Origin of the sequence: Streptomyces sp. CA-142005, from assembly GCF_050942335.1 — a bacterium.
Taxonomy (GTDB): Bacteria; Actinomycetota; Actinomycetes; order Streptomycetales; family Streptomycetaceae; genus Streptomyces.
The window spans coordinates 8,652,048-8,668,326 of sequence record NZ_CP192078.1; the positions used below are offsets into that span (position 1 = coordinate 8,652,048).

Genomic DNA, 16,279 nt, shown 5'->3' on the forward strand with positions numbered 1-16,279 from the left:
CAGAGCAGGAGGAACCCATGACCGGCAACTCCCCGGGCACTGCCGCAGACCACCGCGACAGCCTCGACACGGCCCACGGCAGCGCCCTGGGCGCGCCCGCCGAGCGCCGGGAAGGGCTGCAGAAGGTCACCGGCGTCGCCCGTTACGCCGCCGAGTACAGCCTGCCCGGCCGTGCCCACGCCTGGCCCGTGCCGGCCGCGATCGCGCGCGGCCGGGTGACCGCCGTCGACACCTCGGCCGCCCTCGCCCTGCCCGGCGTCCTCGCCGTGCTCACCCCCGACGACGCCCCACGCCTCGCCGCACCCGAGGACGCCACGCTCGCCGTGCTCCAGGGCCCGCACGTGCCGCACCGGGGCTGGTGCGTGGCCCTGGCCGTCGCCGACACCCTGGAGACGGCCCGAGCGGCCGCCCGGGCGGTACGCGTCACCTACACGGCCGAACCCCACGACGTCGATCTGCACCCCGGGCACCCGCACGCCTACGAGCCGGAGGAGGCCAACGCCGGCTATCCCGGCCGCATCGAGCACGGTGACCCGGAGTCCGCCTACGCCGCCGCCGAGGTCCGGGTCGACACCACCTACCGGGTGCCGCCGCTGCACAATCACCCCATGGAGCCGCACGCCAGCACGGCCCACTGGGACGGGGACCGGCTCACCGTGTACACCTCCAGCCAGGGCGGTACGACCGTGCGGGAGGTCCTCGCCCAGCTGTTCGAGCTGCCCGAGGACCGCATCACCGTCGTCACCGAGCACGTCGGCGGCGGCTTCGGCTCCAAGGGCACCCCGCGCCCCGACGTCGTCCTCGCCACGATGGCGGCCCGGCGCACCGGCCGGCCCGTCACCCTCGCCTACCCCCGCCGTCATCTGCCCACCACCGTCGGCCACCGCGCCCCCACCGTGCAGCGGCTGCGCCTCGGCGCGCACGCGGACGGCCGGCTCGCTGCCGTGCTGCACGAGGTGACCACCCACACCTCCCGGGTGAAGGAGTTCGTCGAGCAGGCCGCGGTGCCCGCCCGCGTCATGTACGCCGCCCCGGCCCTGCTCAGCACCCACCGGGTGGTCCCGCTCGACGTGCCCAGCCCGTCCTGGATGCGCGCCCCCGGCGAGGCGCCCGGCATGTACGCCCTGGAGTCGGCCGTGGACGAACTCGCCGACGCCCTCGGCATGGACCCGGTGGAACTGCGCGTGCGCAACGAACCCGAGCGCGAGCCCGGCAGCGGCAAACCGTTCAGCAGCCGGCACCTCGTGGAATGCCTGCGCGAGGGCGCCCGCCGCTTCGGCTGGGACGGCCGCGATCGACGTCCCGGCATTCGCCGCGAGGGCCCGCTGCTCATCGGCACCGGCGTGGCCGCGGCCACCTACCCGGCCGCCGCCGTCCCGGCCACCGCGACCGCCCGGGCCCTGCCCGACGGCACCTTCGCCGTCCGGATCAACGCGACCGACATCGGCACCGGAGCCCGTACCGTCCTCGCCCAGATCGCCGCCGACGCCCTCGGCGCGCCCCTGGACCGGGTCCGCACCGAGATCGGGCACAGCGACCTGCCGTCGGCCTGGCTGGCCGGCGGCTCCATGGGCACCGCCTCCTGGGGCTGGGCCGTGCACGACGCGTGCGCCGACCTCATGTCCCGGCTCGCCGCGCACACCGGGCCGCTGCCCGCCGACGGCATCGAGACCCATGCCGACACCGCTGGGCGGGCCGACGCCGACAGCCCCTACGCCCGGCACGCCTTCGGGGCCCACTTCGCCGAGGTCGCCGTCGACACCGTCACCGGCGAGACGCGGGTACGGCGGCTGCTCGGCGTCTTCGCCGCCGGGCGGATCCTCAACGCCCGCACCGCACGCTCCCAGTTCACCGGCGGCATGACCATGGGCCTCGGCATGGCCCTCACCGAGCACAGCACGATGGACCGCGCCTTCGGAGACTTCACCGAGGCGGACCTCGCCTCCTACCACGTGCCCGCGCACGCGGACGTCCCCGACATCGAGGCCGACTGGATCGACGAGGACGACCCGCACCTCAACCCCATGGGCAGCAAGGGCATCGGCGAGATCGGCATCGTCGGCACCGCGGCCGCCATCGGCAACGCCGTCCACCACGCCACCGGCATCCGCTACCGCGAACTGCCCCTCACCCCCGACCGGATCCTCACCGGCCTGCTGTCCGAGGGATGACCGTGACGGGACCGACCTGGGAGTACGAAGGCTACCGGCCCGAGGAGGAGCGCCTGCGGGAGTCGCTGTGCACCCTGGGCAACGGGTACTTCGCCACGCGCGGGGCCCTGCCCGAGTGCACCGCCGACGACGTCCACTACCCGGGCACCTACGTGGCCGGCTGCTACAACCGGCTCACCTCCGAGGTCGCCGGACGCCGGGTCGAGCACGAGGACATGGTCAACCTCCCCAACTGGCTGCCGCTGCGCTTCCGCCCGGCGGGCGCCGCCTGGCTCACCCCGGACTCCGACCCCGTCACCGAGCACTATCTGACCCTCCATCTCGACCCCGGCCTGTTGGAACGCCGCACCAGCTACGGCCTTGAGGGCGGCGCCACGCTCCATGTGCGCCAGCTCCGCCTGGTCCACCTGGCGGACCGTCATATCGGTGCTCTGCGCACCGAGTTCACCGTCGAAGGCCAGGGCACCGAGCTGGAGGTCGAGGCCGCGCTGGACGGACGCGTCACCAACTCCGGCGTGGCCCGCTACCGGGACCTGGACGGCCGGCACCTCACCCAGATCCGGACCGGTCTCGCCGCACACGGCGCGATGTGGCTGCGCTGCCACACCCGCACCTCCCGTATCGAATGCGCCCTGGCCGCCCGGCTGGCCACCGACGCACCGGTGGCGACGGCCCACGAAGCCCTGCGCGCCGTCCAGCACGTGAAGCTGCGCCTGACACCCGGCCGTACCATCACCGTCGATAAGACGGTCGCGCTGCACACCTCGCACGACCCCGCCATCGGTGACCCGCTGGACGCGGCCGTCGAGCGCGTCGGCGCCGCCCCCGGCTTCGACGCCCTGCTGGAGACGCACACCGCGGCCTGGGAGCAGCTGTGGCGGCGCACCGCGCTGGAGGTGCCCGGGGAGGCGGGCAGCATCCTGCGGCTGCACCTGTTCCACGTGCTGCAGACCCTCTCGCCGCACACGGCCGACCTCGACGCCGGTGTCCCCGCCCGCGGACTGCACGGCGAGGCCTACCGCGGTCATGTCTTCTGGGACGAACTCTTCGTCCTGCCCTACCTCAACCTGCACCTCCCCGAGGTCGCCCGGGCCCTGCTCCACTACCGGCACCGGCGTCTCGACGCCGCCTGCCACGCGGCCGGCGAACTCGGCCGGCGCGGCGCGCTCTACCCGTGGCAGAGCGGCAGCGACGGCCGCGAGGAGGCCCCGGAACTCCACCTCAACCCCCGCTCCGGCCGCTGGGTGCCGGACCACTCCCGGCTCCAGCACCACGTCGGTTCGGCTGTGGCCTACAACATCTGGCAGTACTGCGAGGCCACCGGGGACACCGACTTCCTGCACGGCGAGGGCGCCGAGATGCTGCTGCAGATCGCGCGCTTCTGGGCGGACTCGGCCGGTTACGACGACCGCCTCGGCCGGTACCGCATCCGGGGCGTGATGGGCCCCGACGAGTACCACGACGCCTACCCCGGCGCGCCCCGGCCGGGACTGGACGACAACGCGTACACCAACGTCACCGCCGCCTGGGTGCTCGCCCGCACCCTGGACCTGCTGAGCACCCTGCCCGAGCCGCGCCGCCGCGAACTCACCGAGAGCATCGGCCTGGACGAGGACGAGCCCGCCCACTGGGAGGAGATCTCCCGCACCCTCCACATCCCCTTCCACGACGGGGTGATCAGCCAGTTCGAGGGCTACGGCGACCTCGCCGAGCTCGACTGGGACGACTACCGCAAGCGGTACGAGGACATCCGCCGCCTCGACCGGATCCTGGAGGCCGAGGGCGACAGCGTGAACCGCTACAAGGCGTCCAAGCAGGCCGACGTCCTCATGCTGGGCTATCTCTTCTCGGTTGCCGAACTCCGGTCCCTCTTCGACCGGTTGGGCCACCGCCTGGACGAACGGACCTGGACCGCGACCGTCGACCACTATCTGCACCGCACCAGCCACGGCTCCACCCTCAGCGGCCTGGTGCACGGCTGGATCCTCACCCGTGCCCGCCGCGCCGACGCCTGGGCCTTCGTCCAGGAGGCGCTGCGCGGCGACATCGCCGACCTGCAGGGCGGCACCACCGGCGAGGGCATCCACCTCGGCGCCATGGCCGGCACCCTCGACCTCGTCCAGCGCGGACTGACCGGCCTGGAGACCCGCGACGGCGCCCTGTGCCTCGACCCCGTCCCGCTCCCCGAACTCTCCTCCTACGGCTTCGCCATCCGCTACCACGGCCACTGGGGCGTCCATCTGCACCTGCGCAGCGGCCTGCTGGAGATCGCCGTACCGGACTCCGACCGCGCCCCCATCGACGTCTGCCTGCGCGACCGGGTGGTCCCGGTGGGCCCCGGGGAGGCGGCCCGGCTGGTGGTCCCGGAGTGACGCCGCTCAGCCGTCCGCCACCGGGTACCGGTGGACGGGCGGGAGCCCCGGCAGCAGACCGGGCCACATGACGTCCAGGACATGAGCGCTCGGCGTGAACAACGGCCCGCCGAGCAACGGCAGGTCGTCGACGTCGTGCCACTCCCAGCGGTGGATCAGCCGCGGTTCGGTGACGAGGGGTTCGCCGGTGAAGGCGCTCACCCGGACGGCCGCGGTCACCCGGGGGATGCCGTGCACGGAGTCCACCAGGATCGCCCGCACCCGCGCCTCCGCCGGGTCGGCCTTCAGGGACGTCTCCTCCTCCAGCTCGCGGACGTCCGCCGCGGCGAAGTCCTCGTCCGCGTCGTTCTTGCCGCCGGGCAACTCCCAGACGCCCCGCACCGACCAGCCCAGCAGCACCCGCCCCGCCCGGTCGGTGACGACGACTCCGGCGCCGGTCAGGGCGTGCGGCGCGGGGCGGCCCTTGCCGGCGTACCCCGGTGCGGTGGGGGAGGGGCCGCGCAGGACGAGCAGCGCCAGGCCGTCGGCGTCGTGGCGGCCGGCGGACGTCCAGCCGGTGCGGAGCAGGGCGATCTCCCGCTCGTCCAGGGCGATGCCGCGCCGCTCGTCCGGCACCGCGTCCGCGACCGGCGTGATCACACACAGCGCCCCGCCCGGGCGCAGCCGCTCGCGCAGCCGGTTGAGCACCCGGGTGCGGTCGCGGACGAAGGCCCAGCCGAGACGGACGGTGATCAAGTCGTAGGCGGGGTGCGGAAGCCGGTCGAGGTCGTCCCGCTCGATGTCCAGGCGGCGGTACGTCACGCCGGCCGCGTCGGTGCGCCGGGCCTGCGTGAGCGCGGCCTCGGACCAGTCGACGGCGTCCACCCGGTAGCCGGATCCGGCCAGATGGCGGGCGAGTTCGCCGAGTCCGCAGCCGATGTCCAGGGCGAGGCCGCCGGCCGGCGCCGGGACGTGCTCCGCCAGCAGCCGCCGCTCGGCCGGCCCCAGCTCACGGAACCGGCCGCCGCCCGCGTAGTGAGCGTCCCACTGCTCGCGCCGCACGCATTCCACCGCGCCTCCTCGGCCTGATCGTCTCCCCGGACTCCGGGATCCTCGCCCGGCCCCGGCCGTCGTACACCACCCGCGTCCGCGTATCGACGTGGACGGCCGGGAAGGCCACCATGCACCGGGTAAGTGGTGGAAAACGGGAAGGAGACAGCGGAGATGAGCGCCACCGACGCTCCCTTGCGTGTGCTGGCGGTGGACGACGAGGAGCCCGCGCTCGAGGAACTGCTGTACCTCCTGAAGCGCGATCCCCGGGTCGGCACCGTGGTACCCGCGGCGGGACCCACCGAGGCACTGCGCCGGCTCGGCCGGGCCATGGCGGACGGCCCGGACGGCGAGGAAGCCGTCGACGTCGTCTTCCTCGACATCAACATGCCGGGACTCGACGGCCTCGAACTCGCCCGCCTGCTGGGCGCGTTCGCCGCGCCGCCGCTGATCGTCTTCGTCACCGCCCACGACGACTTCGCGGTCCGCGCCTTCGACCTCAAGGCCGTCGACTACCTGCTCAAGCCCCTGCGCAAGGAGCGCTTCGCCGAGGCCGTGCGCCGGGTCGCCGAACTCGTCCGGGCCGGGCAGGGCCCCCGGCCGGCCGCCGCCCCCGCCGCGACCGCGCCCGGGCAACCGCCCGCCTTCGGCGATCAGGTCCCCGTCGAACTGGGCGGAGTGACCCGGTTCGTGCCCATCGCCGACATCACCTACGTCGAGGCCCAGGGCGACTACGCGCGCCTGCACACCCCGCACGGCAGCCACCTGGTGCGCGTCGCGCTGTCCGCCCTGGAGGAACAGTGGCGCGCACGCGGGTTCGTGCGCATCCACCGCAGCCGGCTCGTCGCACTCGGGCGCATCGAGGAACTCCGCCTGGACGGCGGCAACGTGACCGTACGGATCGGCGACCGCGTCCTCGCCGTGAGCCGGCGCAACGCCCGGGAACTACGGGACCTGCTGGCCAAACACGCTGCGGGCAGGGCAGGTTGAGCGACCCGAGCGGTCGCCGGGTGACGGACCTGTGGCGATTCTCGTCCACCCGCTGTCTCGGCGGGGGCGCGCTGCGTACACTCGCCGCAGCACGAGGTGATCACCGCTGCGTCGGGAGTGCGTCATGGGTGCGGAATCCGTCCCTCGCAGAGAGGTGGTCACCGGACGCCCGCGCCCCTTTGGCGGTACGGCCACACCCCGCACGACGCCCTCGCCACAGCCCGGGTCCGAGGTGTACCCGGAGCGGTTGATACGACGTCAGCTGAAGGCCGCCCTCATCACCACGGCCCTCCTCGCCGTCCTGCTGGGCCTGCTCCCCGTGCTCCTGCGCATCCTGCCGTTCGCCGACACCGCACCCCGCGTCCCCCTCGCCGTCTGGCTCCTCCTGGGCGTTGCGCCGTACCCCGCCCTGCTGGCCATCGGCGCCTGGTACGTCCGCCGCGCCGAGCGCAACGAGACCGGCCCGGCCGCCGACGCCCCCGCGGAACGCCCCTGACCATGCGCCGACTTCCCGCCGGGGCCGGCCGGTGAACCAGACGTACGGCATCGTGGGCGTGACGGCCGTGATCCTCGCCACGGTCCTCGTCGGCGCGCTCGGGCTGCGCATCTCCCGCACCACCTCCGACTTCTACGTCGCCTCCCGCACCGTCGCCCCCCGGCTCAACGCCTGCGCGGTCAGCGGCGAGTACCTGTCCGCCGCCTCCTTCCTCGGCGTCGCCGGACTCGTCCTCGCCCAGGGCGTCGACATGCTGTGGTTCCCCATCGGCTACACCGCCGGCTTCCTGGTCCTGCTGGCCTTCGTCGCCGCCCCGCTGCGCCGCTCCGGCGCCTACACCCTGCCCGACTTCGCCGAGGCCCGGCTGGAGTCCCGCGCGGTGCGGCGGATCGCCGGTGTACTGGTCGTCGGCATCGGCTGGCTCTACCTGCTGCCCCAGCTGCGCGGCGCCGGCCTGACCCTGCGGCTGCTCACCGGCGCGCCCGGCTGGCTCGGCGGTCTGGTCGTCGCCGCCGTGGTGACCGCGGCCGTTGCCGCCGGCGGGATGCGCAGTATCACCTTCGTCCAGGCCTTCCAGTACTGGCTGAAACTCACCGCTCTGCTGGTGCCCGTGGTGTTCCTGCTGCTCGCCTGGCGCGGTGACAACGCCCCGGCACCCGCCTGGGACGACCGGCCGGTCTTCCACCGCTCCACCGAGGTGCGCGTCGACCGGCCCCTCACGTTCACCGTGCGCGAGCCGGTCCGGGTCACCGCGTCCGGCACCGTCGACGGCCGGGCGGTGCACGGGGATTCGCTGCGGCTCGGCGAGGGCCGGCACCGGATCGGCGCGCAGACCGCCCTGCGCTTCCCGGCCGGCGCCCGCGTCCCGCTGCCGGACCGGGCAGCCGACCGCGCCGCGCCCTCCAGCTGGGCCGAGCCACTGTCCTCCGAGCGCGAACAGCACGGCCTGTACGCCACCTACGGGCTGATCCTCGCCACCTTCCTCGGCACCATGGGCCTGCCGCACGTCGTCGTCCGCTTCTACACCAACCCCGACGGCCGCGCCGCCCGCCGCACCACCGTGAGCGTGCTCGCCCTGCTCGGCGCGTTCTATCTCCTCATCCCCCTGTACGGCATGCTCGGCCGCCTGTACGCCCCCGACCTGCTGCTGACCGGCGACACCGACGCGGCGGTACTCGTCCTGCCGCAGCGGCTGCTCGGCGGGGTCGCCGGGGACCTGCTCGGCGCGCTGGTCGCCGGCGGCGCCTGCGCGGCGTTCCTCTCCACGGCGTCCGGGCTCACGATGTCCGTCGCGGGTGTCCTCGCCCAGGACGTCGTGCCCACGCTCGGCGTCCGTCACTTCCGGCTCGCCACGCTGCCCGCGATCGCGGTGCCGACCGCCGCCGCCGCCGTGGTCAGCGATCTGCCCGTGGCCGACGCGGTCGGACTCGCCTTCGCCGTCTCCGCGTCCTCCTTCTGCCCGCTGCTCGTCCTGGGCATCTGGTGGCGCGGCCTGACCCCGCCGGGCGCGATCGCCGGACTCGTCCTCGGCGGCGGCTCGGCGCTCACCGCCGTGACGGCCACCATCGTCGGCGGCGCTCGCTCCGGCTGGGCGCACACCCTGCTGGCCTGGCCCGCGGTGTGGTCCGTCCCCGTGGGCTTCGCCACGATGGTTCTGATCTCCCTGGCCACCCGCGGCCGTGTCCCACCCGGCACCGCCGCCACCATGGCCCGCCTCCACCTGCCCGAACCCCCGGCCCCCGCCCGCCCCGGACCGGCGACGACCTGACCGAGGAGCCGTTGTGCAGACCAGCGACACAGCCAGACGACCTCCGGCGCCCGCCGGCCGCCCCGACGGCGCCGCCTGCGCGTATGCCGGCCGACGGCGCAGCGGAGGCTCGGGGCGGACCAGGCACGCCACGGTCCGCGACCTGCCCCGGCACTCCACCACCCACCCCGCCGGTCCCACCCCGCGGCGCCGATGACCGTCCTCGGAACCGCGGCGCTCGTTCTCGCGGGGCTCGCGCTGTTCGTGCTCGGTGCCGCCCTCGGGCACGGGGCGGCGCGCCGGCAGCAGGAGCACTCGGCCCACCACGAGGGGGCGCGCGCCCTGGCCCATGGCCTCCACACCGCAGCGCTCGCCGCGGCACCTCTGCGCGCCGGGCTCACCCCGGACACCGCCCGCAAGACGGTCCGCAGGCTGCGCCCCCTGCTCGGCGCCCCCGCCCTCGCCCTCACCGACGGCACCACCGTGCTCGCCTGGGACGGCGCCGGCGAACACCACCGCGCGCAGGTGACGGCACAGCTCGCCCACCCGCCCCGCGCCCGGACGTTCCCGCTGTCCTGCGACGACACCGGCTGCCCCGTCCGCTGGGGCGCCCTGGTGCCGCTTCCCGTCGACGGCAGCGCCCCCGTGGCCCTCGTCGTGCTCGCCGCCGACGAGTCCACCGCTCTGGTCCGGGCCGGCGAGGAAGCGGCCCGCCGGCTCTCCCTGGAACTCGAGCTCGCCGGACTCGACCGGGCCCGCACCAGCGCCCACGAGGCGGAGGTGCGGGCCCTGCGCGCCCAGATCTCCCCGCACTTCATCTACAACTCCCTCGCGAGCATCGCCTCCTTCGTCCGTACCGACCCCGAGCGCGCCCGTGAACTCCTCCAGGAATTCGCCGACTTCACCCGCTACTCCTTCCGCCGCGGTGGCGACTTCACCACCCTCGCCGAGGAGCTGCGCTCCATAGAGCAGTACCTGGAACTCGCCCGCGCCCGCTTCGGCCGGCGTCTGAAGGTCACCCTGCGCATCGCCCCCGAGGTGCTGCCCGTGACGCTGCCGTTCCTGTGTCTGCAGCCCCTCGTCGAGAACGCCCTCAAGCACGGCCTGGAGGGGGCCGTGGAGCGCATCAGCGTCACGATCATCGCGGAGGACGAGGGCGCCGAGGCCCGGGTCGTCATCGAGGACGACGGCATCGGCATGGAACCGGAACGCCTGCGCGCGATCCTGCGCGGCACGGCCGGCCCCGCCACCGGCATCGGCCTGAACAACGTCGACCGCCGGCTCCGCCAGGTCTACGGCGACGACCACGGCCTCGTCATCGAGACCGGCGTCGGGGCGGGCACGAAGATCACCCTCCGCGTCCCGAAGTTCCGCCCCGGCATCCGGGCCCGGCCCACGGGATTCACGGCCTAGCGTCCCGGCGGCGGTCCCGGACCGCAGGGAGCGGCTGGAAGCCGGCCGACCTGTAGGCGGCCACGGCACCGGCATCGGCGACCACGGGCCGACGGCCCGCACCCGTTTACGGCCGGCAACGGGCCTCTGGCTCACGGCAGTCGGGACGTGGAATCGGGCCGCGCCGGCGGCGCCCGACCGGCGGGCCGGGCGCCGCGAACGCTCATGTCAGGCCGGCACGGTGGCCGCTCGGCCGAGATGCCGGGCGAAGAACCGGACCGCGCTGGCGGCCTCGAACCGGGGGAGCTCCTTGTGCTTGCCCGCGTTGGCGTGCAGGGTCTTCTCCTTCGAGGCGAAGGCGTCGAACAGCGCGAGCCCGGCCTCGCGCGGGATGTGCTCGTCGTCCCACTGCATGGCGTACTCGATCGGGATGGTGATCCGCTTCGCCTTCTCCGCCAGGGCGTCGGGCCAGTGCTGGCCGAAGACCGCGGCCGTGATCCGGGGTTCGGCCGCCACCAGCGGCACGCCGATCGCGGTGCCCATGTTGATGCCGAAGTAGCCGACCGGCCCGCCGGCGCCGATTTCCGCGAGCTCCTGGAGGGCGTCCAGGGTCGCCTGCCACTCGGGCACGGCGAGCTCCGCGAGGTGGGCGTTGTAGCGGACGACGATCGGGCCTTCCGGCTCGCCCGCCGCCCTGGCCCGGAACAGCTCGGCGATCTCCCGCTCGTCGTGCGCCGTACGCGGCCGGTCGCCGTGACCGGGCGCGTCGATGCAGGCCACGTGGAAGCCGCAGCCGGTCACCAGGAGTTCGGCCCGGCCCGCCATCGCCGGATGCTTCTTGTGGTTGCCGCCGCCGTGGCCCAGCAGGACCAGGGGCGCACGGTCCGCGCCGGATGCGGGCGACCAGAGGACACCGGTGACCCGGCCCACGGTGAACTCGCGTTCCCTCATGCCGTTGAAGGACGACTCGGTGGTGAACTTCAAAGATTCCATGGCGTGTTGCCTTTCGGGAGTGCCTTGTCCTCGAGGCGCTCCCGGCGACACCTACGTCGATCGCCCGACCGTGACGACGAGGGGGAGCACCCACACGAATACAGCGTTCATGGGTCTCACCTCCTCGGCCTGGTGCACGGTCGACTGCAAGCTACCGGACGGGCAATCAGCCGCCCAACTCTTTTTCCCCGCCTGTCTCCTGCCGTCCCACCTGGTGGGAGAGGAAGATCACTCGGGTGGGAGGCGGTCTTGGCCATGCGCGCGTCACGCGGTACGGTCGGTCCGATATCGATGACGGCGAAACGGAAGCCGGTGGGAATCCGGCACGGTCGCGCCACTGTATGCGGGCCCGCAAGGGGCTCGTGAGTCAGACCCGTGGCCGTCGTCCTGTGCACCACCGAGATGGGACGCGAACTCCCAGAGGAGGTCCTGCCATGGCGCAGACCGTCGTTCAGCCGACAGCCACCACCCCCGCCGTTCCCGCCAAGCTGCCGCTGAAGGCGATTGCTCCCTGGGCGGTCTTCTTCGGCATCCTCATGCTGGTCCTGCTCTACTTCGTCGGCGCCGAGCAGGGCGCCACCTCCGTGCTCAACGGCACGGGCGTCCACGAGTGGGTGCACGACGCCCGCCACCTGCTGGGCTTCCCCTGCCACTGACGCGAGGGTCGTCGCACGCCCATGAACTCCGCAACCGTACGGAACCTTCTCGTCCGGGGCATGCTCGCCGGCCTGGCGGCCGGTGTGCTCGCCCTGGTCGTGGCCTACGTTCTCGGTGAGCCGAACGTCGACAAGGCGATCAGCTTCGAGGAGGCCCACTCCCACGAGCACGAGATGGAGGTCGTCTCGCGCTCCCTGCAGTCGACCGCCGGTCTCGCCACCGGCGTCCTCGTCTACGGGGTCGCCTTCGGCGGCATCGGCGCGCTCGCCTTCAGCTTCGCCCTCGGCCGCGTGGGCCGCTTCGGCCCGCGCGCCACGGCACTGCTGCTGTCGGGCTGCGCGCTGCTCGCCGTGTACGTCGTGCCGTTCCTGAAGTACCCGGCCAACCCGCCGTCGGTCGGCAGCCCCGACACCATCGGCAAGCGGACCGCCCTGTACTTCCTGATGATGCTGCTCGGCGTCCTGCTGGCGGTCGCCGCCGCCATCCTGGGCAAGCGGCTCGCCCCGCGCCTGGGCACCTGGTGGGCCACGGTGGCCGCGGTGGTCGCGTTCACCGTCGTGATCGGCCTGGCCTACCAGTTCCTGCCCGTCGTCAACGAGGTGCCCAAGGGCTTCCCGGCCACCCTGCTGTGGCGGTTCCGGCTCTCCGCCCTGGCGATCCAGACCACACTGTGGGCCGGATTCGGCCTCGTCTTCGGTGAGTTGGCCGAACGGCTGCTGAACCCCAGGCCGGCGACGGCCGCGGGCCGGCGAACGGTCCCGGCCGCACACTGACTCCCTCCATACGCCCCAGGGCCCGTCGGAACCCTCCGTCGGGCCCTGGGGCGTTCCCCGGCGCCTAATCGGCCTCCGGCGGGGCAAGCGGACACCCCAGTCGCAGATTCCAGCGCCCGGCCCGGCCGCCGAGCGCGGTCACGGTCAGCGGCGGCACGTCGAGGCGCCAGAAGACCGCATCGGGCAGGCCCAGTGCGTCGACGACCGCCGCCCGCACCACCTCCGGTTCGGCCACCGCGACCGTACGACCCTCCAGCTTCTGCGCGTCGGCCAGCCAGCCCGCGACCCGCGCGCACAGGTCCCGCACGGACTCACCCCCGTGCGGTGCGGATGCGGGGTCGGTGAGCCAGCGGCCCACCGCCTCCGGTTCGGCGGCCCCCACCTCTTCCAGGGTCCGCCCCCGCCAGCGACCCACGTCGAGGCCCGCCAACTCCGCTACCGGCATGGCGTCGAGGCCCAGTGCCGCGGCGGTCTCCCGGCAGCGGGCGCCGGGGGAGGTCAGGGCACGGGCCGCGGAGGGCAGCGCGCCGGCCGCCGAGCGGGCCCGTGCCGCGCCGCTCTCGTCGATCGAGCCGCCGTCGTCGAAACGGGCCTGCCGCAGTGACGCGCTCATGGCGGGGGAGACGAGAAGCACTCGGCTGGTCATGTGATCCAGAAGTACCAGCTTCCGCGTCGCTCACACAATCCATGGGCGGGGCAGGTCAGCGGTGATGGGCCTCCAGTTCCGCGATCGACGTGAACGTCCTGGTGCTCAGACGGCCAGACCGCTGATCCGGTACTGCATCACCCGGTAGTTCTGGTCGTCGTACCACTGGCTGACGTTGATGTTGAAGTCGCCGAACGTCGATCCGGGCACGATGAAGCCGCCGTACGGGCTGGCCACCGCGTTGCCGGACTCGTTGCCCGGGGTGGTCGGGACGATGATGGTCTGTTCCGGTGTGGTGAACAGGTTGCTGGTCGGGAGCGCGAAGACCTGGGCGCGGATGCCGAGGGGGTCCATGTTCAGCCAGGTCAGGGCGTATTTGCCGCCCATGGCCCGGAAGCAGATCTCGCCCCAGCGGCGGCGCGCGGTGATCGACGTCGGGTAGTTCCCCCAGGCCCAGGCGCCGTTCGCGTAGCCCCACGGCTCGTAGGCCGCCGGGTCGTCCAGCCGGTCCTGGCGCACTCGGTGCAGCAGCAGGTCGGAGTCGACGTCACGGTTGAACACGGTCGACAGGACATAGCAGTAGCCGTCGTCCGCGACCGCGTACGTCTTCTGCTGGAACTGCCCGCCGTACTGGTCGCCCGGCCACAGGCACAGGTACTCCCAGGTCTCGCCGCTGTCCGTCGAGCGCCAGAAGTCCGAGTGGTCGGTCTGGTAGAGGACGCCCCGCATCAGGTGCATGTACATCGTGTCGCCGACGGTGAAGACGTCCGACGGGATGGCGGTCGTGTCGTTCTGGTGGCCCTCCGGGACCAGGCCCACGGCGTGCGCGCCGCCCACGCTGTCGTCGATGACCAGGTAGTCCGGGTCGGGGCGGCGGGCGCGCAGGCCGACCGGGGCGCGCCAGTCCGGGCCGCCCACGCCAGCACCGTCGAAGGTGTCGCCGCAGACGAACAGCATCGTGCCGTCGGGGCACGTGACGGGGATGCCGAGATCCGTCCACGGAGCGGCGAACCGGCCCGTCTCGTCCGGACCCGTGAGGTTCCTGATCTTCGTGCCGGTGATGGTGGTGGCGGCGGCCGCCGGTGGCGCGCTCGCGGCGGACACGGCCGCCGCCGTCGCCAGGCCCAGGCCGGCGGCGAGCAGGGTACGGCGGCTCGGGCCGTCCGGCGCTGGAGTGGAGGTGGGGCGAGGTGAGCCGGCCATGCTGAACTCCTCGGAATCGTGGGGCTTCCCGGTTCGCTTGCTCGGTCGTTCACGTGCCGGTTCGCGGTGCCCCGCCCGTACCGGGGGACGCCGGGCGGAACACCGCGAAGTCTCGGGGCGGGCGCACCGTGGCGCACACGGTCACCCGCCGACCCGGTTACAGCGCCACGTCCCCGCACAGGTGGACCTCGACGCCCAGCTCGGCGAAGAGGGCGGCCTTGGCGCGCAGCGCCTTGTCGGCCGTCTCCGCGTCGGGGGCGTAGGCCACGTTCAGGTGGTTGGCGCGGTGGCGGGCCATGAACTGGTCGCGGCTGACCCCGTGCAGCACCGCGTGCATGATCGGCCACTGCGGGGTGGTGGCGTCCAGCCGGCGCCGGGTCTCCTCCTCCGGCAGTTCGATCGCCGTGGCCCGGCCGAGGTCGACGTGCAGCCGGCCGTCCATCAGGAAGACCCGCGACCAGACGATCTCGCCGGGCTTGGAGACGCCGCTGAGCGTGCCGCCGCCGAGCGGGAAGTACATCGGGGGCTGCCGCATGCTGTACGACTTGTGGTAGCCGCCGTTGTGGGAGGCGGGCACCGAGCCGGAGATCTCGAAGACCCACACGAACCGGCCGTCGTACTCCTCGCCCCAGCGGATGTCGTGCAGCGTGGTGGCCGGGTCGAGGCCCATCGCCGTCCAGATGCGGTTGGTGACCAGCGAGTCGACGGCGACGCCCTCGTCCACCTCGTTGAAGTGCGGCAGCGGCGCGCCGGCGTACAGCTCGCGGGCACCGTCACGGCTGAACACCGGCGGGCGCTGGACGTTGTTGAGCAGACCCTCGGCGAGGTCGCTCGCCGGGACGGTGTCCTTCAGGCCCTGCTGGTACTGGATGCCGACCGCGTCGAGCCCGAAGTCGTCGGCGATGCGCAGCGCGGCTATGTACATCTTGAACTGGCTGAGCAGCTGGGCGTCGGTGAGCTCGGTGGCCTCGTCGGTACCGGTGTGGAAGGTCATCCCGGCGTGGTCGAGCCAGGCGCGGACCGCCTGCGCCTCCTCGTCGGAGACCTTGTTCATCTCCGCGACCAGGGCGCTCTGCGAGAGCCGCTCCTTGTAGATGCCGAGCGGGTTGAGGAACTCGTCGTCGATGATGGCGTTGTACATGCCCATGCAGCCCTCGTCGAAGACGCCGATGATCGCCTTCTCCTCGCGCAGCTGCCGGGCGAGGGCCACACCGAGCTCGGTCTCGGGGTCCTCGGACAGGGCCGGCAACGGCCGGACGTGGCCGACGTCGTGGGTGAGGGTGCCGGTCTCCAGCCAGGTGCGCAGGCCGTCGCGGGCCCAGTCGTCGGTGAAGTCGGCGCTCCACAGCACGGAGTACGCGCGCCCGGCCTTGGTGAGGCTGCCGGCGAGGTTCAACAGGCCCACCAGGCCGGGGAACTCACCGCTCCAGTTGGCGACGACCAGGATGGGACCACGGTGGTCGCGCAGCCCGGCCAGGACGTGGTGGCTGTACTGCCACACACCCTCCACGACGATGAGCGGCGCGTCCTTCGGCAGGGTCTTGAACACCTCGATGCCGGCGCGCTGGCTGTCGATGAAGCCGTGCCCCTTGGTCGCGTCGAAGGCGTGGCCACGGTTCACCTGCCAGCCGAGGTCGGTCAGCGCCGCGGCGAGGTCCTTCTCCAGCTTCTCCTGGGTCGGCCAGCAGGTGACGTTGGCGGCGGGGCGCAGGTCACCACTGGCCACGGTGTAGACGGTGTTCGGCTCGGCGGTGGCCGGCCGGTTCGGGACGGGCAGCGTGTACGAGGTCATGCGATCTCCGTTGAGGGT

General features: G+C 73.3%; 13 protein-coding genes and 1 riboswitch. Of the genes, 8 read left to right on the forward strand and 5 right to left on the reverse strand.

Annotated elements, in window-relative coordinates; genetic code table 11:
* Positions 1–17 precede the first annotated feature (17 nt).
* Positions 18–2,171 (forward strand): xanthine dehydrogenase family protein molybdopterin-binding subunit, encoded by a 2,154-nt coding sequence (locus tag ACQPXS_RS39925; protein ID WP_433454390.1) that lies wholly within the window; start codon positions 18–20, stop codon positions 2,169–2,171.
* The gene (locus ACQPXS_RS39930; RefSeq protein ID WP_433454392.1) at positions 2,168–4,543 is read left to right on the forward strand and encodes a glycoside hydrolase family 65 protein; all 2,376 of its coding nucleotides are present in this window, start codon (positions 2,168–2,170) and stop codon (positions 4,541–4,543) included. The genes ACQPXS_RS39925 and ACQPXS_RS39930 overlap by 4 nt, the downstream gene beginning before the upstream one ends.
* Before the next feature lie 6 nt (positions 4,544–4,549).
* On the opposite strand, the gene ACQPXS_RS39935 is transcribed toward ACQPXS_RS39930, so the two are convergent.
* Positions 4,550–5,593, reverse strand: a complete 1,044-nt coding sequence (locus ACQPXS_RS39935) for a bifunctional class I SAM-dependent methyltransferase/NUDIX hydrolase (protein WP_433454393.1) — start codon at positions 5,591–5,593, stop codon at positions 4,550–4,552.
* Between the two features lie 153 nt (positions 5,594–5,746).
* Between ACQPXS_RS39935 and ACQPXS_RS39940 the strand changes: the two genes are divergently transcribed.
* The 4 genes from ACQPXS_RS39940 (at position 5,747) to ACQPXS_RS39955 (ending at position 10,218) form a co-directional block, all read left to right on the forward strand.
* On the forward strand, positions 5,747–6,562 hold the full coding sequence (locus ACQPXS_RS39940) for a LytR/AlgR family response regulator transcription factor (protein WP_433454394.1): 816 nt from the start codon (positions 5,747–5,749) through the stop codon (positions 6,560–6,562).
* A gap of 124 nt (positions 6,563–6,686) precedes the next feature.
* Positions 6,687–7,058: a hypothetical protein gene (locus ACQPXS_RS39945; RefSeq protein WP_433454396.1), complete on the forward strand. Its 372-nt coding sequence runs from the start codon at positions 6,687–6,689 to the stop codon at positions 7,056–7,058.
* 31 nt (positions 7,059–7,089) lie between these two features.
* A complete protein-coding gene (locus ACQPXS_RS39950; protein ID WP_433454397.1) occupies positions 7,090–8,826 on the forward strand; it encodes a cation acetate symporter in 1,737 nt (578 codons plus the stop codon).
* 192 nt (positions 8,827–9,018) lie between these two features.
* Entirely contained in the window at positions 9,019–10,218 is a 1,200-nt protein-coding gene (locus tag ACQPXS_RS39955) for a sensor histidine kinase (RefSeq protein WP_433454398.1), read from the forward strand.
* A gap of 207 nt (positions 10,219–10,425) precedes the next feature.
* Here the strand turns inward: ACQPXS_RS39955 and ACQPXS_RS39960 are convergent, their stop codons facing one another.
* The gene (locus ACQPXS_RS39960; protein WP_433454399.1) at positions 10,426–11,190 is read right to left on the reverse strand and encodes an alpha/beta hydrolase; all 765 of its coding nucleotides are present in this window, start codon (positions 11,188–11,190) and stop codon (positions 10,426–10,428) included.
* Positions 11,191–11,450: 260 nt separating this feature from the next.
* Positions 11,451–11,588, forward strand: a riboswitch (cobalamin riboswitch).
* Between the two features lie 36 nt (positions 11,589–11,624).
* Between ACQPXS_RS39960 and ACQPXS_RS39965 the strand changes: the two genes are divergently transcribed.
* Both ACQPXS_RS39965 and ACQPXS_RS39970 read left to right on the forward strand, forming a co-directional pair.
* Positions 11,625–11,846, forward strand: a complete 222-nt coding sequence (locus ACQPXS_RS39965) for a CbtB domain-containing protein (RefSeq protein ID WP_356313533.1) — start codon at positions 11,625–11,627, stop codon at positions 11,844–11,846.
* A 21-nt stretch (positions 11,847–11,867) separates the two neighbouring features.
* Complete coding sequence (locus ACQPXS_RS39970; RefSeq protein ID WP_433454401.1) at positions 11,868–12,620, forward strand: CbtA family protein; 753 nt, start codon at positions 11,868–11,870, stop codon at positions 12,618–12,620.
* Positions 12,621–12,684: 64 nt separating this feature from the next.
* Here ACQPXS_RS39970 and ACQPXS_RS39975 read toward each other — a convergent pair whose 3' ends face one another.
* The 3 genes from ACQPXS_RS39975 to ACQPXS_RS39985 all read right to left on the reverse strand — a co-directional run bounded on the left by ACQPXS_RS39975 (position 12,685) and on the right by ACQPXS_RS39985 (position 16,261).
* Entirely contained in the window at positions 12,685–13,266 is a 582-nt protein-coding gene (locus ACQPXS_RS39975) for a histidine phosphatase family protein (RefSeq protein ID WP_433454402.1), read from the reverse strand.
* Between the two features lie 105 nt (positions 13,267–13,371).
* Entirely contained in the window at positions 13,372–14,469 is a 1,098-nt protein-coding gene (locus tag ACQPXS_RS39980) for a DUF4185 domain-containing protein (protein WP_433454404.1), read from the reverse strand.
* Positions 14,470–14,626: 157 nt separating this feature from the next.
* Positions 14,627–16,261, reverse strand: a complete 1,635-nt coding sequence (locus ACQPXS_RS39985) for a fucose isomerase (protein WP_433454405.1) — start codon at positions 16,259–16,261, stop codon at positions 14,627–14,629.
* Positions 16,262–16,279: the final 18 nt, after the last annotated feature.